16 protein-coding genes and 2 pseudogenes are annotated in these 16,175 nt (G+C 71.2%); 13 read left to right on the forward strand and 5 right to left on the reverse strand.

The window, feature by feature from the left end:
* Positions 1–5: 5 nt before the first annotated feature.
* Positions 6–320 carry a hypothetical protein gene (locus OG735_RS35005; protein WP_327327142.1) on the reverse strand — a complete coding sequence of 105 codons (315 nt, stop codon included), beginning with the start codon at positions 318–320 and terminating at the stop codon, positions 6–8.
* Between the two features lie 347 nt (positions 321–667).
* Here OG735_RS35005 and OG735_RS35010 point away from each other — a divergent pair, with 347 nt between their 5' ends.
* From OG735_RS35010 to OG735_RS35020, 3 genes are all read left to right on the forward strand, one after another.
* Complete coding sequence (locus OG735_RS35010; RefSeq protein WP_442812638.1) at positions 668–1,489, forward strand: AfsR/SARP family transcriptional regulator; 822 nt, start codon at positions 668–670, stop codon at positions 1,487–1,489.
* Between the two features lie 118 nt (positions 1,490–1,607).
* Positions 1,608–2,366 (forward strand): thioesterase II family protein, encoded by a 759-nt coding sequence (locus OG735_RS35015; RefSeq protein ID WP_327327144.1) that lies wholly within the window; start codon positions 1,608–1,610, stop codon positions 2,364–2,366.
* A 29-nt stretch (positions 2,367–2,395) separates the two neighbouring features.
* Positions 2,396–3,256: an AfsR/SARP family transcriptional regulator gene (locus OG735_RS35020; protein WP_327327145.1), complete on the forward strand. Its 861-nt coding sequence runs from the start codon at positions 2,396–2,398 to the stop codon at positions 3,254–3,256.
* Between the two features lie 4 nt (positions 3,257–3,260).
* Here the strand turns inward: OG735_RS35020 and fabI are convergent.
* The 4 genes and pseudogenes from fabI to OG735_RS35040 all read right to left on the reverse strand — a co-directional run.
* Positions 3,261–4,033, reverse strand: a pseudogene (gene fabI / locus OG735_RS35025) (enoyl-ACP reductase FabI).
* A 5-nt stretch (positions 4,034–4,038) separates the two neighbouring features.
* Positions 4,039–5,175, reverse strand: coding sequence for a hypothetical protein (locus OG735_RS35030; RefSeq protein WP_327327146.1), 1,137 nt, complete (start codon positions 5,173–5,175; stop codon positions 4,039–4,041).
* Positions 5,172–6,590: a hypothetical protein gene (locus tag OG735_RS35035; protein ID WP_327327147.1), complete on the reverse strand. Its 1,419-nt coding sequence runs from the start codon at positions 6,588–6,590 to the stop codon at positions 5,172–5,174. Before OG735_RS35035 ends, OG735_RS35030 begins: the two co-directional genes overlap by 4 nt.
* A 94-nt stretch (positions 6,591–6,684) precedes the next feature.
* Positions 6,685–6,846, reverse strand: a pseudogene (locus OG735_RS35040) (aspartate 1-decarboxylase); the annotation flags it as partial.
* A 296-nt stretch (positions 6,847–7,142) separates the two neighbouring features.
* On the opposite strand from OG735_RS35040, the gene OG735_RS35045 reads away from it, so the two are divergent.
* From OG735_RS35045 to OG735_RS35090, 10 genes are read left to right on the forward strand one after another with little or no spacing between them, the layout of a single operon-like run.
* Positions 7,143–8,396, forward strand: a complete 1,254-nt coding sequence (locus tag OG735_RS35045) for an aldehyde dehydrogenase family protein (RefSeq protein ID WP_327327148.1) — start codon at positions 7,143–7,145, stop codon at positions 8,394–8,396.
* Entirely contained in the window at positions 8,393–8,992 is a 600-nt protein-coding gene (locus OG735_RS35050) for a hypothetical protein (protein ID WP_327327149.1), read from the forward strand. Before OG735_RS35045 ends, OG735_RS35050 begins: the two co-directional genes overlap by 4 nt.
* Positions 8,989–10,686, forward strand: a complete 1,698-nt coding sequence (locus tag OG735_RS35055) for a thiamine pyrophosphate-binding protein (protein ID WP_327327150.1) — start codon at positions 8,989–8,991, stop codon at positions 10,684–10,686. The genes OG735_RS35050 and OG735_RS35055 overlap by 4 nt, the downstream gene beginning before the upstream one ends.
* Entirely contained in the window at positions 10,683–12,062 is a 1,380-nt protein-coding gene (locus OG735_RS35060; protein WP_327327151.1) for a class I adenylate-forming enzyme family protein, read from the forward strand. Before OG735_RS35055 ends, OG735_RS35060 begins: the two co-directional genes overlap by 4 nt.
* Positions 12,062–13,255: a beta-ketoacyl synthase N-terminal-like domain-containing protein gene (locus tag OG735_RS35065; protein ID WP_327327152.1), complete on the forward strand. Its 1,194-nt coding sequence runs from the start codon at positions 12,062–12,064 to the stop codon at positions 13,253–13,255. The genes OG735_RS35060 and OG735_RS35065 overlap by 1 nt, the downstream gene beginning before the upstream one ends.
* Positions 13,252–14,466 carry a hypothetical protein gene (locus OG735_RS35070; protein ID WP_327327153.1) on the forward strand — a complete coding sequence of 405 codons (1,215 nt, stop codon included), beginning with the start codon at positions 13,252–13,254 and terminating at the stop codon, positions 14,464–14,466. The genes OG735_RS35065 and OG735_RS35070 overlap by 4 nt, the downstream gene beginning before the upstream one ends.
* Complete coding sequence (locus tag OG735_RS35075) at positions 14,445–14,783, forward strand: TcmI family type II polyketide cyclase (protein WP_327327154.1); 339 nt, start codon at positions 14,445–14,447, stop codon at positions 14,781–14,783. Before OG735_RS35070 ends, OG735_RS35075 begins: the two co-directional genes overlap by 22 nt.
* Positions 14,780–15,040, forward strand: coding sequence for an acyl carrier protein (locus OG735_RS35080; protein ID WP_327327155.1), 261 nt, complete (start codon positions 14,780–14,782; stop codon positions 15,038–15,040). The genes OG735_RS35075 and OG735_RS35080 overlap by 4 nt, the downstream gene beginning before the upstream one ends.
* Entirely contained in the window at positions 15,037–15,792 is a 756-nt protein-coding gene (locus tag OG735_RS35085; protein ID WP_327327156.1) for an SDR family NAD(P)-dependent oxidoreductase, read from the forward strand. Before OG735_RS35080 ends, OG735_RS35085 begins: the two co-directional genes overlap by 4 nt.
* A complete protein-coding gene (locus tag OG735_RS35090) occupies positions 15,792–16,172 on the forward strand; it encodes a SchA/CurD-like domain-containing protein (RefSeq protein ID WP_327327157.1) in 381 nt (126 codons plus the stop codon). The genes OG735_RS35085 and OG735_RS35090 overlap by 1 nt, the downstream gene beginning before the upstream one ends.
* Positions 16,173–16,175 lie beyond the last annotated feature (3 nt).

A 16,175-nucleotide genomic window follows, 5' to 3' on the forward strand; every position in this document is an offset into this window, starting at 1 on the left:
GCAGCTCACACGGGCAGGGTGCCGACGGCGCCCTGTCGAGCTGCCGGCACAGGGGGGTAGGGCTGCTCGGTGAAGCAGATGCAGGCACGTACCGCCCCACGCACGGAGTGCGCGGCGTCCGGTTCCCCCGAGGAGCTGAGGTTGGTGATCGTGACTTCGATGTCGGCCTCCGCCGGCAGCGCGGGGACGGTGCTTTCCGGTGTCATCGGAATGCCGAATTCGGCGAGAACATTGCGCGGCTCCAGCGCGTACCGCAGGGCGAGTTCCGGCTGCAGAAAGCTCCGGGCGACGAGTTCGGCGAAACGCCAGTCGTGTTCCACGGAGGTGGTGCAGGCCCCTTGAGCTGCGGTTCCGCTGGACGCGTAACCAGACATCATCGTGCTCCCATCGTGATGTGAACGGTGCCGGGCGGATGTTTCCCCTGCGGATGTTCGGCTGCGCATACGAGAGCAGTGTGCTGTCGGGTGACTTGAATCGAACAGTGGAGGCGTCATCTCCCTGGATGTGAAGATTTCATAGGCCCGTTCCAGGTGATCTCCATGCGTGGGTTATGAGCTGGTCACTGTTTCTGCACATGTGCTGCATGGGACCCTCCGTGAATCAGCTTCTCGCCGGAGGAGCTGTCCGACGGGGTGAGGAAAAGGCCATGCCGAACAGGGGGCGCCGAGTGCGCGTCGAAGTACTGGGAACTCTCTGCGGCGAGGCCGCGGGAGTCTCGGTCCTTCCCAGCGCCTCCAAACCGCGGCAGATCCTGGCTCTTCTCGCCCTCAACGCGCAGCACATCGTGCCCGTCCCGGTCCTCATGGAAGAGCTATGGGGCGCGGGCCCGCCGCGCAGCGCGCCCACCACGCTGCAGACCTACATCCTGCAACTGCGCCGCAGACTGCGTGCCGCGATTCCCGAAACGACGGGGGTCTGGGACAAGAACGTGCTGGTGACACGGCACGGCGGCTATCTGCTCGACGCGGATCCCGCCGATGTCGATGCCCTGGAGTTCGACAGGCTCACCTGTGCCGGCCACACCGCCTTCGAAGTCGGCGACATGGCTGCCGCGTCGAGCAGTCTCACCGCGGCTCTTGAGCTGTGGCGCGGCCCGGCGCTGGCCGACGTACCCCATGGGCGGCATCTGGGTATCGAGGTGACCCGCCTGCAGGAGAGCCGCCTCGGCGCGCTGGAGCGACGCATCGGCGCGGATGTACGGCTCGGCAGGCACCGGGAAGTGCTCGGTGAGTTGTGCGCGCTGTGCGAACGCCACCCCTTGAACGAGAGTCTGCGGGCGCTGCAGATGCTCGCCTACTGCGCGGACGGCAGGTCATCCGACGCGCTGATCGCCTACAAGCGCCTTCGCGAAACCCTGATCGAGGAACTGGGCCTTGAGCCTTCTCCCCGAATTCAGCGGCTTCACCAGGCAATCCTCCGCGGTGAGGAAGCCATGGAAGTGTGGAGCGGCTCTTGCCGCCCGGGTGGTGCCGGCGTTCTCACCGGCTGACGCCGTACCCCGGTGAACCCGCTCCACCTCACTCCAGCTCTGATCAAGCGGCCTTCCAGTGGTGGTCGTGACGATCGGGACCCGCGTAGTCGAAACCGGTGCGGTGTGAGGAGGCGGCGTGAACCACTATCTCGCGGTATCGCCCGGAATCTCGGAGTTGCCGGACCCGGCGCTGCGGCTGTTCTGCTTCCATCATGCGGGCGCCGGAGCTCTGACGTTCGCCCGCTGGCGCGCCCGTTTCCCGGCGGACGTGCAGGTCCTTCCCATACGGCTGCCGGGCCGGGAGACCAGACTGCGGGAGCCGCGCATCACCGACTCCGGACAGCTGCTGGCCGAACTCGACACATATCTCGGCCCGTTGCTCGATGTGCCGCACGCCTTCTACGGGCACAGTCTCGGCGCCCTGGTCGCCTACCGGTTCGCACTCCACCGGGTCCGGGCCGGTCAGCGGCCGCCGCTGCTGGTCGGCGTCGGCGCCTGTGCCGCGCCCCATCTGCCCACCCCGCTCGTCGAGCAGTCGGATCTGCCCGACGAGGGACTGCTGGCCGCGCTCGCGCGGTACGGCACTCTGCCGCCCTATCTTTTCGAGCGGCCCAAGTGGCTGAGCATCCTGCTCTCCACGATGCGTGACGATCTCCAGCTCGCACGGAGCCTGCGGGACGGGGCCGGCGAACGGCTGCCAAGCCCGCTGTATGCCTGCGCGGGTGCCGAAGACCTGGTCGCGACCGCTCCGGCGGTCGCCGCATGGCGCCGCTACACCAGCGCCGACTTCGATCTGCGGACGGTACCGGGCGGTCACTTCTTCGTCCGTGACGCCGAGCTGCCCACCTTGCTCGCGGCACAACTGCGCCATCTCGCACCACATCCGATCGCCTGAGCTTCAACGCCTCGAAGGGAGTAGCGGATATGGACATCAGCGTGCTGGGGCCCTGCCGGGTCATCCAGTCGGGAGTCTCTGTCGTCCCCACTGCAGTCAAACCACGCAAGGTCCTCGCCCTGCTCGCCATGCACCCGGACCAAGTGGTCTCGGTGGGCTCGCTGGTGGAGGAGCTGTGGGGTGAAGCCCCGCCACGCAGCGTCCAGACCACCTTGCAGACCTACATTCTTCAGCTGCGCAACCTCATAGCCGCCGCACTCGGCGGGGCCCTCCGGCCCGAGCTGCCGAACGGCGCCAAGAGCATCCTCGTCACGGAGTCGGGCGGCTATCTGCTCGACACCCAGGGCGGGGTGGTCGATGTCTCCGAGTACGAACGGCTCGCCGGGACCGGGCATCGCGCCCTGGAGAGCGGCAACTGCCCGGTGGCGTCCGACTCCTTCCGCCGGGCGCTCGCCCTGTGGCGCGGCCCCGCACTCGTCGACGTACAGTGCGGACCGCTGCTGGAGATCGAGGCGACCCGGCTCGAGGAGTCGCGCCTGAGCATCCTCAACCAGCGCATCGAGGCCGATCTGCGGCTCGGACGCCACCACGAACTCGTGGGTGAGCTGTCCGGACTCGCCGCCCAGCATCCGATGCACGAGGACACCCAGGGGCAGCTGATGCTCGCGCTGTACCGCTCCGGACGGCGCGGCAACGCGCTCGAGGTGTACCAGCGGCTGCGTTCGGTCCTCTCTCATGAGCTGGGCCTCGACCCGTCCCCCCGGCTCCAGCATCTGCAGCGCGCGATGCTGGAATCCTCACTCGACCTGGAGGTCTCGTCCGAGCCCGTCCGGGTAGGAGTGGGCGCCGGAGCCGGCGGAGGTATCGAGCGCGCCTTGCGGGCGCGCTGACAGCTCACGCCCCGGTGGCATGCAAGCCGCCGTCCACATGCACGATCTCCCCAGTGGTGCGGGGGAACCAGTCGGAGAGCAGCGCGACGCACGCCCGGGCCACCGGCTCCGGGTCGGACGAGTCCCGGCCGAGCGGGGCGCGCTTCGCCCACAGCGCCTCGAACGACTCGGCTCCGGGAACTCCCCGGGCCGCGAGCGTACGGACCGACCCGACGCCACCAGATTCACGGTGACGCCGGCCGGGCCGAGGTCCCGCGCCAGATAGCGGGCCGTCGACTCGAGGGTGCGCCTTGGCGACGCCCATCCAGTCGTAGTCGGGCCAGGTCACGGACGCGTCGAAGTCCAGGCCGACGACGGACGAGCCGCGGCCGAGCAGCGGAAGACAGGCCGCGGTCAGTGACTGCAGCGAGTACGTGGAGAACTGCAGCGCCTGCGCACCTGCGGCCGGCCGGCCGTGAGGAAGCCGCCGCCCATCGCCTCCGCAGGCGCGTACGCGATCGCGTGCAGAATGCCGTCGAGCCCGTCCACATGGCTGCGGAGCCGGTCCGGCAGCGCTGCCGGACCGTCGGTGGACGTCACATCCAGCACCACGACCGGGGCCGGAGCAGGCAGCCGCGCGGCCGTACGCGCGGTGTGGCCGGCCGTGGCCCCCGGAGCCGAGAGCACCACCGTGGCCCCCTCGGTCTGAGCGAGCGCGGCGGTGTGGAAGGCCGGCGAGAAGCGGTTGAGCACGCCCGTCACCAGCATCCACCGGCCCTCCAGCAGCCCGTTCCCCATCCGCGTCACCCCTCATCGCCGTTCGCGGCATTCCGTGCGTACACGGCATCGGCCGGATCCTCCCGGCGCCGCAGCAGCTGCGCCGCCTGCCACATCTGTGCCGCAGCCCGGGCGGTGTCCTTCGCGCGGAAGCCCTCGCACAACTGGGGCAGATGGGGCCGGAGCGCGTCTTGAACGGAGGGCGCGAACTCCACATCCCCGTCCGGGGCGATACGCACCCCCTCGGCGAAGGTGAGCCGCTCGTTGTAGGCGACGGCCTCGCTCAGCGTGAGACCGTGCGGCAGATCGAGTTCGACCCGCCGTCGCGAGACCCGCGCGGGATATCCGCCGGGCAGCCCCTGCGGTCCCGGCACGGCGGTGCGCAGCTCGGGGCCGCCGTGCAGCGCCGTGAGCAAGCGGGCCACCGTGTGCGCGGTGACCGGGTTGAGTGCCTCGCGCGGTACGCCGCGCTGCTGGGCCAGGAGCTGTCCGACACCGCCCAGTTCATGGTTGCCGAGCCAGACCCTGGCCTCGTCGTCCGGGTGGTCGGGCCGGTGCAGATGGCGATGGTGGGCCAGCACCCGCAGGCCCCGCCGGGCCGCCGGGCCGAGCGCCGTCTGTACCGAAGTGGTGATCAGCGTTCCGTTGCCCACCCCGCACACGACCGGAAGTCCGAGCCGGTACAGCAGCGGATTGACCGCATCCGGATAGCAGGCGTTGACCAACTGGGCCTGGGAGTACATCTGTTGGAGTGCGCGGCCGACGCGCAGGGCGACGGCCGCCTGGAGCGGCAGGGTCGCGGCGAAGCCGCAGCGGTCCAGCACCCTCGTCCAGGCGGACGGCGTACGGTCTCGCTCCCACGGCGAGTGCCACGAGGCGCACACGAGCACTGTGCCCGGCCCCACCGCCGCCAGCCGCTCCCTCAGAACCGCGTCGTCGGAGTCCAGCTCACCGGGGAGGAACCGGCGCGGCACCCGGCAGAGTGCCGCCTCGGCGCGCGCCGGACAGCAGACCGAGGAGGCACGCCGGCTGTCGCGGCCAAGGACATGCACCTGGCCGGGGCCCTGCGCCGCGGGGGTGCGGGCCAGTGCCATACACACGGCGCGGGCGAGCGAGCCCGTGCCGACGACGACGAGCGTGGGCGGGCTCTGTCGTCGGATCACCGGCCCTCCTCCTCGGTACCGGCGGCAGGGCGCTCAGTCGGGCCGGCCCAGGTGAGCACGGCGTTCTCCGATGCGCCGGCCCCGCCGACGCTGATCACACCGCGGGAGGCGGACCCACTGGCGCCGTCGGTGAGGAAGCGTGCCCAGCATCCGCCGGGCCGGTTGCCGAAGAGCATCGGGCTGAGTACGGGGGCGACCTGGGCGGTGAACGTGCGGGTGCCGTCGGTGAGTTCGAGAGCGCAGGTGGCGGGCTCGACGTACTCCTGGACGATGCTGTCGCTTGCGGCGAAGGCCGACTCGACCGCCTGCCGCCAGTCGGCGGGCTCGGTGTAGCGGCCGACGAGGACCTCGCGGCCCATCATGCCGATGGCCTTCTTGAGGACGAACCGCTCCTGCTGGGCCAGGAGCAGCGGCGGCAGCTCGTGTTCCTGACCGTGCCGGCGGGTACGGCCGGGGATGGTGATACGGGTCCACGGAAGATGCCGTTCGGCGAGTCGGCGTTCGGCGCGGGTCATCCAGGGGAGGCCCTCCGAGACCAGCGCGAGGGCCTTCTTGTTGGCGAGCAGACCGCTGCTCTGCGGCGGAAGCAGCAGCAGCCCCGCGCGCTGGGCGTCATGCACAGGTCGCAGGCTCTGACCGCGTTCTCTCCAGTCGGCCGGGGCGAAGTTGCGCAGGCCGAGCGGGTAGCGCAGGCTACCGGGGCGGCCGAGTGCCTCGGGCAGCCGGTCGGGTTCGAGGAAGTCGGCGGTGAAGCCGCGGCGGCGGAACTGCTCCAGTTCGCGTTCCTGGAAGCGGATGTCGGCAGTGTCCAGCAGATCCCCGAGGCTTCCGATGATCGCGATCGCCCTGGGCAGCCGGCGGCTCGCGCACACGTCCTCGAATGCCCGTACCCGGGTCTCCAGCGGGTCATATCCGAAGAAGCGTTCACGGTGGGTGTGCTGCCAGACCTCGGTCAGACCATGGGTCTCGTTCGGTTCCCCGAAGGTGCCGCCGACGTTGAACTCCAGCAGCTGCGGGCCGTTTTCCCCGATGACGATGTCCGGGCGGGCCATCATGGAGCAGTACGCGGTCTCGGTGTTGTCCTGCCCGGACAGCAGCGGATAGTCGTCCGGGTCCGCGCCGAGCGCCTCGATACGGCCCGGCCAGCCACCGTCGAGTGCGAGGACCGCCCGGCGTACCAGAGCCAGCAGCGTACGGGCGATGTCGAACAGCTCCTCGTACGACTGCTGCGGCACCACGAACGGCTGCGCCGGCAGCGGGCCGTCGAGCGGCACACTCAGCCCCGCCAGCTCCCGGTGCAGCAGTTCATGCGTCTCGGCGGCGGACAGCCGCCGCAAGGACGCCGGATCAGGACGGTCGGTGTCCCGGAACCATGGGTGGACGGTGCCTCTCGGCGCGGACGCGGTGCTGGTCATGGCCCTCTCCTCACTCGCCGCTTCGCTCAGCGGACGAACTCGCCGCGCAGGGTGCCGGCGACCGGCTCCGCGAGGTCGGCCCCGGTGCCGGTGCACCGGGGGAGACCAGCCGGGCGGCCGCCCCGTTGATCCCGATGACACCTGATCCGGGCTCTCCCTCGATGGCGTACGTGGACAGCCGTGCCCCGTTGTTGATGTCCACCACGTCGACCTTCTCGCCGCTGACGAGACCGGCGGCCTCCAGCGCAGCAGCATCGCCCTCTGCAGCCCGTAGGGTTCAACTCCGGGAAGCGCGCCGCGAGCGGGAATCGAGCGCATTGCTATTTCCTTCGAGAGTAATTCTCCGCCCCGCTCCTTCTTTCTTCTGGACACGTATTCTTTCTTCTGTTTATTCTGTCATTCATCGCTGCGCCGGGCTGAGTTCCGGGCTCTCGTGCGAAGAGCCGCAGGAAAGTTAGTCGGACGGTCTCGAGAACCACTGGAGACCCTCCGGCCGCCACCGGTTCCCGTCGGTCCCGCCCCGACATCCCTGTGCCGCGAGGAGACAGCTCGATGAGCCATCCGTCCATGCCCGTTCTGGAGTCGTTCACCCGCACCTGGCCCAACCTCGAAGCCGCGCACGAGAAGGCGATGAGGTCCGCCTCCGCCCTGTTGACCTGCCGCGCGGACCTGCTGTCGCTGCTGACACGGGTCGCCACCTACAGCAGTGCCCGCGATGAACTACTGCGTTCCGTAGGGGCGTTGACCGGAGCGCCCTGGGAGCTGGCCCGCAACTGCCCGCCCCAGCTGTCGCGGCTCTCGGTGTTCCTGCCGTCGAACAACATCCTCTACTCGTACGCGCTGTTCGGCCTGATCCCCGCGCTCTACTGCGACGAGGTGATCATCCGTCCCTCGGCGCGTATTCGGGACACCGCGTATGCCGTGCACAAGCTGATCAGCAGCCGTCTCGACCCGGATCTCGCCCAGCGCATCAAGATGGTCGACGTCTCCCAGCGGCAGTTCAAGCCGATCTGCTCGGGATCCGACGCGGTGGTCTTCACCGGTCAGCCCTCCAACGCCCATGCCGTGATGAGGTCCGTCGGCGACCGGCCACTGTTCCTCGTCATGGGCTCCGGGCCCAACCCCCTGATCGTCGGCCCGCGTACGGACCCGGGTGCCGCCTGTCGGGCCATCCTTCGCGCCCGGCTCTACAACTCCGGCCAGGACTGCCTGTGCCCGGATGTCATCTTCGTGCACCGGCTGCGGCTCGACGCGATCGTCGAGCAGCTGCGCGCCGAACTGTCCGTACTCACCGTGGGCGCGCGCAGCTGGCCCGACACCGTACTGACCCCGCTGGTCTACGACGACGCCGCCGAAGGCGCGGCGGAGTTCCTCGCCGAGAACGCCGACCACGTGGTCAGCGGCGGCGAGGTGGACCTGGAGCGGATGCTGGTCGAACCCTCGCTGCTGGTGTTCCCGGAGGGTGTGGACTTTCACCCGCCGGAGCTCTTCTCGCCGGTCTTCTGCATCGTGCCGTACGAGGACCCGGAGATGCTCCGCGAGTGGGCCCGCAGCCCCGAGGAGCTGGAGCGGGGCATGTATGTCTCGGCGCTGGGCGAGCCCCGGCTGACGGGCGAGACCCTGGGCACCGGCGTCATCAGCCGCAACGCCACCACACTGGACGCGGAGGACGGCAACCAGCCGTTCGGCGGCTACGGCGTGCACGCCAGCAGCATCCGGCGCGACGGGCGGCTGATCGGCCGGCCGCTGCTGCTGTCGGCGGAGGCAGGCCTGCGGCAGTCCGTCATCACCGGACCGCTGCGGTGAGCGTCGCGACCCAGGCGTACGACACCCACACGGGCGCGCAGGCGGGGTTTGCGCGGGCGCTGGTGGCGGGCGCGGGGAGGCCGGGACCGGGAACCGTACAACTTGTCACGCGTGTCCTTGCCGCTCTGGTGGCCGAGTCGGATCCGCCGCCGCGCGCTGCGCCCATCGTGCTCGCCGCGACAGACCACTGCCTGCATGTCGTCGCCGAGTATGTGACGAAGTGCGAGGACACCGCGCGGCGGCTGCGGCCCTCGGTGTCCCTGGCGCTCGAACCCTCGCTGCTGCTGGGCCGGTTCACCGTCGAGCAGGGGTGGGCCGCGCCGTGCTACGCCCTGGTGACGCCCGGCGGCGCGGGCGCGGGCGCGCTGCGCTGGGCGACGGCCGCCGTGCGCAGCGGCAGCGTGCCCGCCGCGGTGGTCTGCGAGGTGGTCCACGGTCAAGTCGCCGGCCGGGAGCGCGTGGTGGCGGTCGCCGGGCTCATCGGGCGGAGCGGCGCGGCCACGACCGGCGTACGCACCCTCGCCGAGGACCTCGACGTCAACGCCCTCGACAGCGTGCTGCTGCGTGCCGCACGGGGCGAGGGGGCAGGGACATGAGCGGCATCCCCTCCGCCTGGCAACAGGCGGCCGGCTGCCTCGCGGACGCGGGCTGCGAGACCGTCTTCGGACTGCCCACCGACGAACCGGGACTGCTGGACGCGGCCGACGCACACCCCAAGCTGCGCGCCGTAGGGGTACGTGCCCACCGCGCCGGAGCCTGTATGGCGATCGGCCATGCCGTGGTCACCGGCCGGCCCGTGGTGCTGGCCCTCGGCGCGGGACCGCCGTTCGGCGACGCCGTCACCGCCTTGATCGAAGCCGACTCGCTGTGCGCGCCGGTGGTCGTGGTGACCACGCGTATCCCCGCCGAGGGGCTGGGCCGCGGCGGCTTCCAGGACGTCGACCAGGCGGCCCTGGCTGCCGCGTTCACCACGACGTATCTGCGGGTCCAGGACCCGGGGACGCTGGCCTGGGCGCTGCGCAGAGCCGTCCATATGTCGGTCAACGGGCGGCCCGGGGTGAGCGTCGTCGAGGTCGGCCACGAAGTGACCGAGGCCGTGATCCCCGCCGATGCGCCGCCGGGTTACGGATCCGTACGGCGGCTGCGCTCCGTACCGGAGGAGGCCGAACTGCGGCGCGCCGCCGGGATTCTGGCCGTGGCTGAACGCCCGCTGCTGCTCCTCGGCGGCGGCGCCCGTGCGGCGGCGGCGGGACCCGCCGCCCTCGCGCTCGCCGAGCGCTGGGGAGCGCCGGTGATGACGACCGCGGCGGGCCGCTCCACCGTCCCCGAGGACCACCCGCTGGTCTGCGGCTCGGTTGGCCTCTACGCGACGCCGCCGCTGGAGACCGTCCAGTGCGGCGCGGACACGGTGCTCGCCGTGGGCAGCCGGCTCGAGGAGACCGCCCGCCTAGGCTGGGACACCCTGGAGTCGGTCCGGCTGGTGCAGATCGACAGCGACCCGGCGGCGTTCGGCGCGGGCGTGGTGGAGCCCGCCGCCGCGCTGCTCGGAGACGCTGCCGCCACCGTGGCGCTGCTCGCCGGGCTGCTGCCGCAGCGCACCCGGGAACGGGAGGAGTGGCTTCGGACTGCGGCACACGCCCGCCGAGCGGCACAGCTGAGCTGGTCCGCCGACGGTGACCGGGCCGACTCGCCCGCCCGTACCGCGCTGCACGCCCTCGCCGAGATCTTCCCGGAAGCCACCACCGTCCACGACAACGGCATGAACGACATCTGGTCGTACCACTGGCCGGTCCACCGGGTCGGGCCGCGCGCCCGGACCGTGGTCCCCGGCGAGCAGACGATGCTCGGCTTCGGCACCGCCGCCGCGCCGGGAGTCGCTCTCGCCGCAGCGGGCCGCCCGACCGTCGTGGTGTGCGGCGACGGAGGGGCCGAGATGGGCCTGGACGCCCTGCCCACCGCGGCCGAACTCGGCCTCGGTCTCGTCCTGGTCGTATTCGACAACCATGGCTACGGCTGGCCCCGGCTGCTGCGCCACGAACTGGACGCGCCCACGGGGCTGACCCGGTTCGCCAGGCCACTGCCCGTCGACGACGTGGTACGCGGCCTCGGCGGGCAGGTCGAGTCGCCGGACGGCGCAGACACCATCCCCGCCGCGCTCCGCCGGGCCCGGGATGCCGCCGCGTCGGGGTGTATCGCCCTCGTACGTATCAAGGTCCCCGACGACGATGTGCCGCCCGGCGTCAGGCGGCTGTTCCTGACCGGCGGAGAAGACGCGGGAGACCTGATATGAACGCAGCTCCGGGTCCCCTTGTCATCGACGGGGACCTCATCACCCCCACCGCGCTGGGCACCGCGGTCGAGCGGACCGCCAAGGCCCTGAGCCGTGAAATCGGGCCCCCGACCGGCCGCCCGCCCCTGGCCGTGGGAGTCGACGCGACGACCGGCCCCGCCGTGATCGTCACGGCGCTCGCCGCCGAGCGGCTGCACGTGCCCCTCTTCCTGCGCGGCCACTCGGCCGCCGTACAGCACTGGCCACCGCAGGTCGTTGCCGTCGCAGCACCGAACGGGGGCGAGCTCGCCCCCGTCGTCACGGCGACGCCCCGCCGGCCCGTGGAACCACCGGCCCCCGGCACCGGCGCGGTGTTCTGGACCTCCGGCAGTTCGGGCACCGCCAAAGCGGTCGTCCTGTCCCGGTCCGCACTCGGCTACCAGGCCGAGGCCACCGCCCGCCATCTCGGCATCGACGGCGACGACGCGCTGCTGCTGCCGCTGCCGCTCAACCACGCCTACGGATTCAGTGTGTTCGGCATCTGGCGCCGGTTCGGCGGTGAGCTCAATCTGCACACCGTGCTGCGTCCGGAGGCGGTCGCCGCCGATGTGAAAGGCCGCCGTACGACCTCGGTGGACGGTGTGCCCTTCCTCTACACGCTGCTCGCCAAGGCCGCCGAGTGCGACCCCGTACTGCGCGCAGGGCTAAGGGCGCTGACCGTACGGGGCTGCGGCGGCGCCGTGCTGCCCGCCACCGTCGCCGCGCACTTCCTCGACGTCGTCGGAGCACCCGTGCACGACGGCTACGGACTCACCGAGGCGGGCCCCAATGTGGCCCTGTCCTCGGCCGCGCACTCCCGTACGGGCACGGTCGGCAGGCCCCTGCCCGGCACCGACGTACGTATCGCCCCCGACACCGGCGAAGTCCTGGTCCGCGGACCAGGACTGATGACCGGGTATCTCGGCCGCCCGGACGCGACCGGGGACGCGCTGCCCGGTGACGGCTGGCTGCGCACCGGGGACACCGGTGCGCTCGACCCGGACGGCTACCTCAGCGTGCTGGGCCGGCTCAAGGACATCATCATCGTGCTCGGCGAGAACCACGCACCGGCCACCATCGAGGACGTACTGCGCGCGGACGAGGCGGTCGCCGACGCCGTAGTGGTCGGCGTGCCCACGCAGAAAGCCCACGGCGACTCGGTGTTCGCCTTCGTCGAGGCAGCCGACCCCGGGCGTCCGCCGAGCGAACGGGCACTGCGCACCCGCTGTTATCAGGGTCTGCCGCCGCTGCTGAGGCCCCGCGTCATCCAGGTCGGCGCCCTGCCGAGGCTGCCCGGCGGCAAGGCCGACCGGCAGCGGCTGCGCCGGCTTGCCGCCACTTCGGGAGGAGCGCGCTGATGGCCCCACGAACCACACCCGACACTGTCATCACCGGCATGGGCCTGATCACCGCCTACGGCGGCGGCACCGGCGCCTTCTGGAGCGGACTGCTGGCCGGATCCCGGGCGCTGCGCCCGCACGCCGCCCTGGCCGCCGCAGGCTTCGAGCGCACGGTGACCGCGCCGGTCGCCATGGCGGACGGCGCGGGGAGCGACGAGCGGCACGGCTCCCGCCGCAGCCTCCTGGCCCGGGTCGCCACCGGCCAGGCAATGCGCGAGGCCTCTCTGGCCGATCTCGGCCCCGGAACACTGGTGGTGACGGTAGGTCAGACTCCGAAGGCCGACGACGCGAGGGAAGGCGCGGGTGACGGCGCGGCGCCACGCTGGGGACGGGACGAGCTCGCCGGCCCCTCGCCCGCAGACCTGCCCGGCATCTCCCCGCGCGCCGAGACCGTCTATCTCTCCCAGGCCTGCGCCTCCGTCTCCTTCGCCCTCGACTACGCCCGCACCTGGCTGCGCTCCGGCTGCGGCACGACCGCCCTCGTCGTCGGCACCTGCGTACTCAACGCCTACGAATACGCGGGCATGGCCATCACCGGGGCGCTCAGCCCCACCGGCGCCCGCCCCTTCGACACCGCCCGCGACGGCACCAGCCTCGGCGAGGGCGCCGGGGCACTCCTGCTGGAGACCGCGGCGGCCGCCGACCGGCGCGGAGTGCGACCACAGGCCGTTCTCGCCGGCGCCGCCGCCCGCGTGAACGGCCGCAGCCCGGCCGCCTCGGACGAGGAAGCCATCAGTGACTGCGTCCGTGCAGCCCTGGACGACGCCGGACTCGAACGCGTCGGCTACATCCACGCCCACGCCACCGGAACCGTCCAGGGCGACACCGTAGAACTGGCCGCGCTCGAGGCCGTGGGCGCTCCACTCGGCTGGGAGGCCGTCCCCGTCAGCGGCCACAAGGGCGGCATCGGCCACCTCATGCACGCCTCGTCCGCCCCCGGAATCGCCGCTGCCCTGGGCTATCTGCGCACCGGCACGGCCCCCGGCACGCCCGGCCTCGACGCCCCGGAAGCGGCCGGCCGGTCCCTACGCCTGCTGACCAGGCCCCGTGAACTGCCCGGCGCGCCCCGCAGCTGCCTCGTCAACAGCTTCGGTTTCGCCGGAAACAACTCCTCTCTCGTCCTGACCGCACCGGATGGGAGCACCCGGTGATCCGCACGCTGCGCGCCCGGGCCGACTACGGCTGGCGGCACAGCGCCGAGCCCGCCGTGGCCCAGCTGCGGCGGCTGTACGAAGGCGAGTTGCGCGCCGCCCTGCCCCGCAGATCCGTGCACACCCACGGCGCGGACGGCGGACCCGGCGTCTCGTACACCGGCCCGCAGGAGATCGGCAAAGGGCTGCTCGCCCAGATCGAATGCCACAGCGGCAGCCCCGGCTCCCCGGCCGCCGCCGGACCCGAGCTGGTCATGGTCACCGCATCGGCCCGCCGACTGGCCGCACTGCCCAGCGACCGCTCGCTGCTGCTGCCGGCCCGCGTCCACCAGATCGTGCCGATCCGGGGCGACCTGGCAACCGTGCTGGCCGGCCGCAGCCGCCGGAATCTGGACAGATTCCGGCGCAACCAGCGGGTGGAAGGCTGGAGTTGGGAACACGCCGGAACCCAGGAAGACCTCGACTTCTTCCACCGGCGGATGCTGCTGCCGACCGTGCGAGACCGGTACGGCCCCTACGCCGTCAGCGAGGACCCGACCGTGATGCGGGAGTGCCTGCTGCGCCAGGGCCATCTCTTCTTCGTACGGGCCGGCGGCCCCGGCGGAGAGCGCATCGCGGGAGCACTGTGCCGCTGGGACGCACGACGGCGCACCCTGCGCTTCCGGCTCACCGGAGTGCTTGACGCCGACCCCGAGCTGCGCAGGGCGGGCGCCCTCATCGCCGCCGAGTACTTCGTCTTCGACTGGGCGTGGCGGCATGACGTCGCCGCGGTCGACCTCTCCGGCGGCGCTCCGTTCCTGTCCCGCCCGATCGTCCAGTACAAGATGCGGCTGAACGCCGAGATCGTGCCGGCGCCCACCCCCGTACGCCATCTCGGGACGTGGTTGCACATCGCGCGGGACAGTGCGGGGGTACGCGATTTCCTGGTGGCCAACCCTCTGCTCGCCACTGTGCCCGGCGGCGGTCTTGAAGCCGTCTACTTCCACGACCGGACGCGGCCCGTGCGGGAGGATGTGGCGTGGCGCAGCGCGGGCGTCGACCGGTTCCGCGCCGTGGACCTCGATGAATTCCTTTCCCCGCGGGCAAAGTTGGACGACGGGTCAAGCGGTGCTCCAGTGCTGCCTGTCACGGTTCTGGAAGGCCCGCCAACCGCAGGGCTTCTCAGCACATTCCACGAAGGAGGCCGACGGTGGCACACCGGACGCTCATAGTGGCTCGGATGGAGCCGGGCAAAGCCGGCGACATCGCCAAGATCTTCGAGGAGTCGGACTCGAGCGAGCTGCCCCACATGATCGGTGTGGCGAGGCGGTCGCTGTTCACCTTCCACGACCTCTACTTCCACCTCGTCGAGGCCGACAACGACATCAGCCCCCGTCTCTACCAGGCCCGCAGCCATCCCCTCTACGACGACATCAACACCCGGCTCGCCGAGTGCGTCTCGCCGTACGACCCGAACTGGCGGGAGCCCAAGGACGCGATGGCGCAGCCCTTCTACGTGTGGACCAAAGAAGGAGGAAGGATCCAGTGAGCGAGTTCACCCTGGCGGAGCTTGCCGGCAAGCTCCGCGAATGCGCCGGAGAGTCCGAGGGAATCGACCTCGACAGCGACGCGGTGCTGGACGTTCCCTTCATCGACCTCGGCTACGACTCGCTGGCGCTGCTCCAGGTGACCGGAGTCATCAAGCGCGAGCGCGGAGTCGAGCTCTCCGACGACGCCGTGGTGGAGGCAGAGACACCGCGCATCCTGCTCAAGATGATCAACGTCAATCTTCCTGAGGCGGCATGAGCACCGAAGATGCCAACGCTTCGGGTCTGGCCGGAAAGCGAGTGCTCATCACCGGGGGCACTCGCGGCATCGGACGGGCGACGGCTCTGGCCTTCGCCCGTGCCGGGGCACAGGTGGTGGCGGGACACAGCAGGGACGGCGAGGCCGCCGAGTCGCTCGTGCGGGAACTGGGCGAGTTCGGCGCCGGTCATCTGACCGTACGCGCCGACGTCACCACCGCTGACGGAGCCAGAGAGCTCGCCGAGGCCTGCGAGGAGCAGCTCGGCGGGCTCGACGTCCTGGTGAACAACGTCGGCATCGACGGCCACGCCAAGTTCGGCGATCTGGAAGCGGCGGAGTGGCAAAGGCTGTTCGACCACAATGTCACCTCCGCCTATCTGGTCACCCAGGCCGTGCTCGATCAGCTCAGCGAGGGCGCGTCCATCGTCAACATCGGCTCGTCGGTCGCCCTGCGCGGCCGGCCGTTCAGCGCCCACTACTCCGCGTCCAAGGCGGCCCTCGTCGGCTTCGGGCGGGCGCTGTGCAAGGAGCTCGGGCCGCGCGGCATCCGCGTCAACACCGTGGCCCCGGGTGTGACCGAGGCCGAGACCGGAGGAGATCTGCCGCCGCAACTGCGGGAGCGGATCGCCTCGATGACCGCTCTGGGCCGTCTTGGCCGACCCGAGGACGTGGCCGGGGCCGTGCTCTTCCTGGCGGGCGACGCCTCCCGCTATGTCACCGGTGCCACGATCACCGTCGATGGAGGAATCTGATGCCGTACGCAGCGATCACCTACCGGGTCAAGCCCGGGCACGAGGACGAGATCGCGGAGATCTTCGCCCATTTCACCCGGGTCGACACCCCCGACTACCAGGGCGAGGACGGCGCGGCCGCCGGACGGCTCCTGGGCACTGGAGTGTTCATCAAGGACGACGTGATGGTGCGCGTCATCCACTACGAGGGCGACTTCGCCGCCATCGGCCGCCATATGGCCACCCAGAAGGGCGTGCACATCCTGGAGGAGAAGCTCCAGCCGTATCTGGCCGAGGAGCGTGACACCTCCTCACCGGCCGGCTTCGCCGCGTACTTCCGCAACGCCACGATGCGGTCCATCGCGCAGCTCAGCGTCGACTCCCACCCGGCACAGGCCTGAGTG

The sequence above is a fragment of the Streptomyces sp. NBC_01210 genome (assembly GCF_036010325.1).
GTDB lineage: Bacteria > Actinomycetota > Actinomycetes > Streptomycetales > Streptomycetaceae > Streptomyces.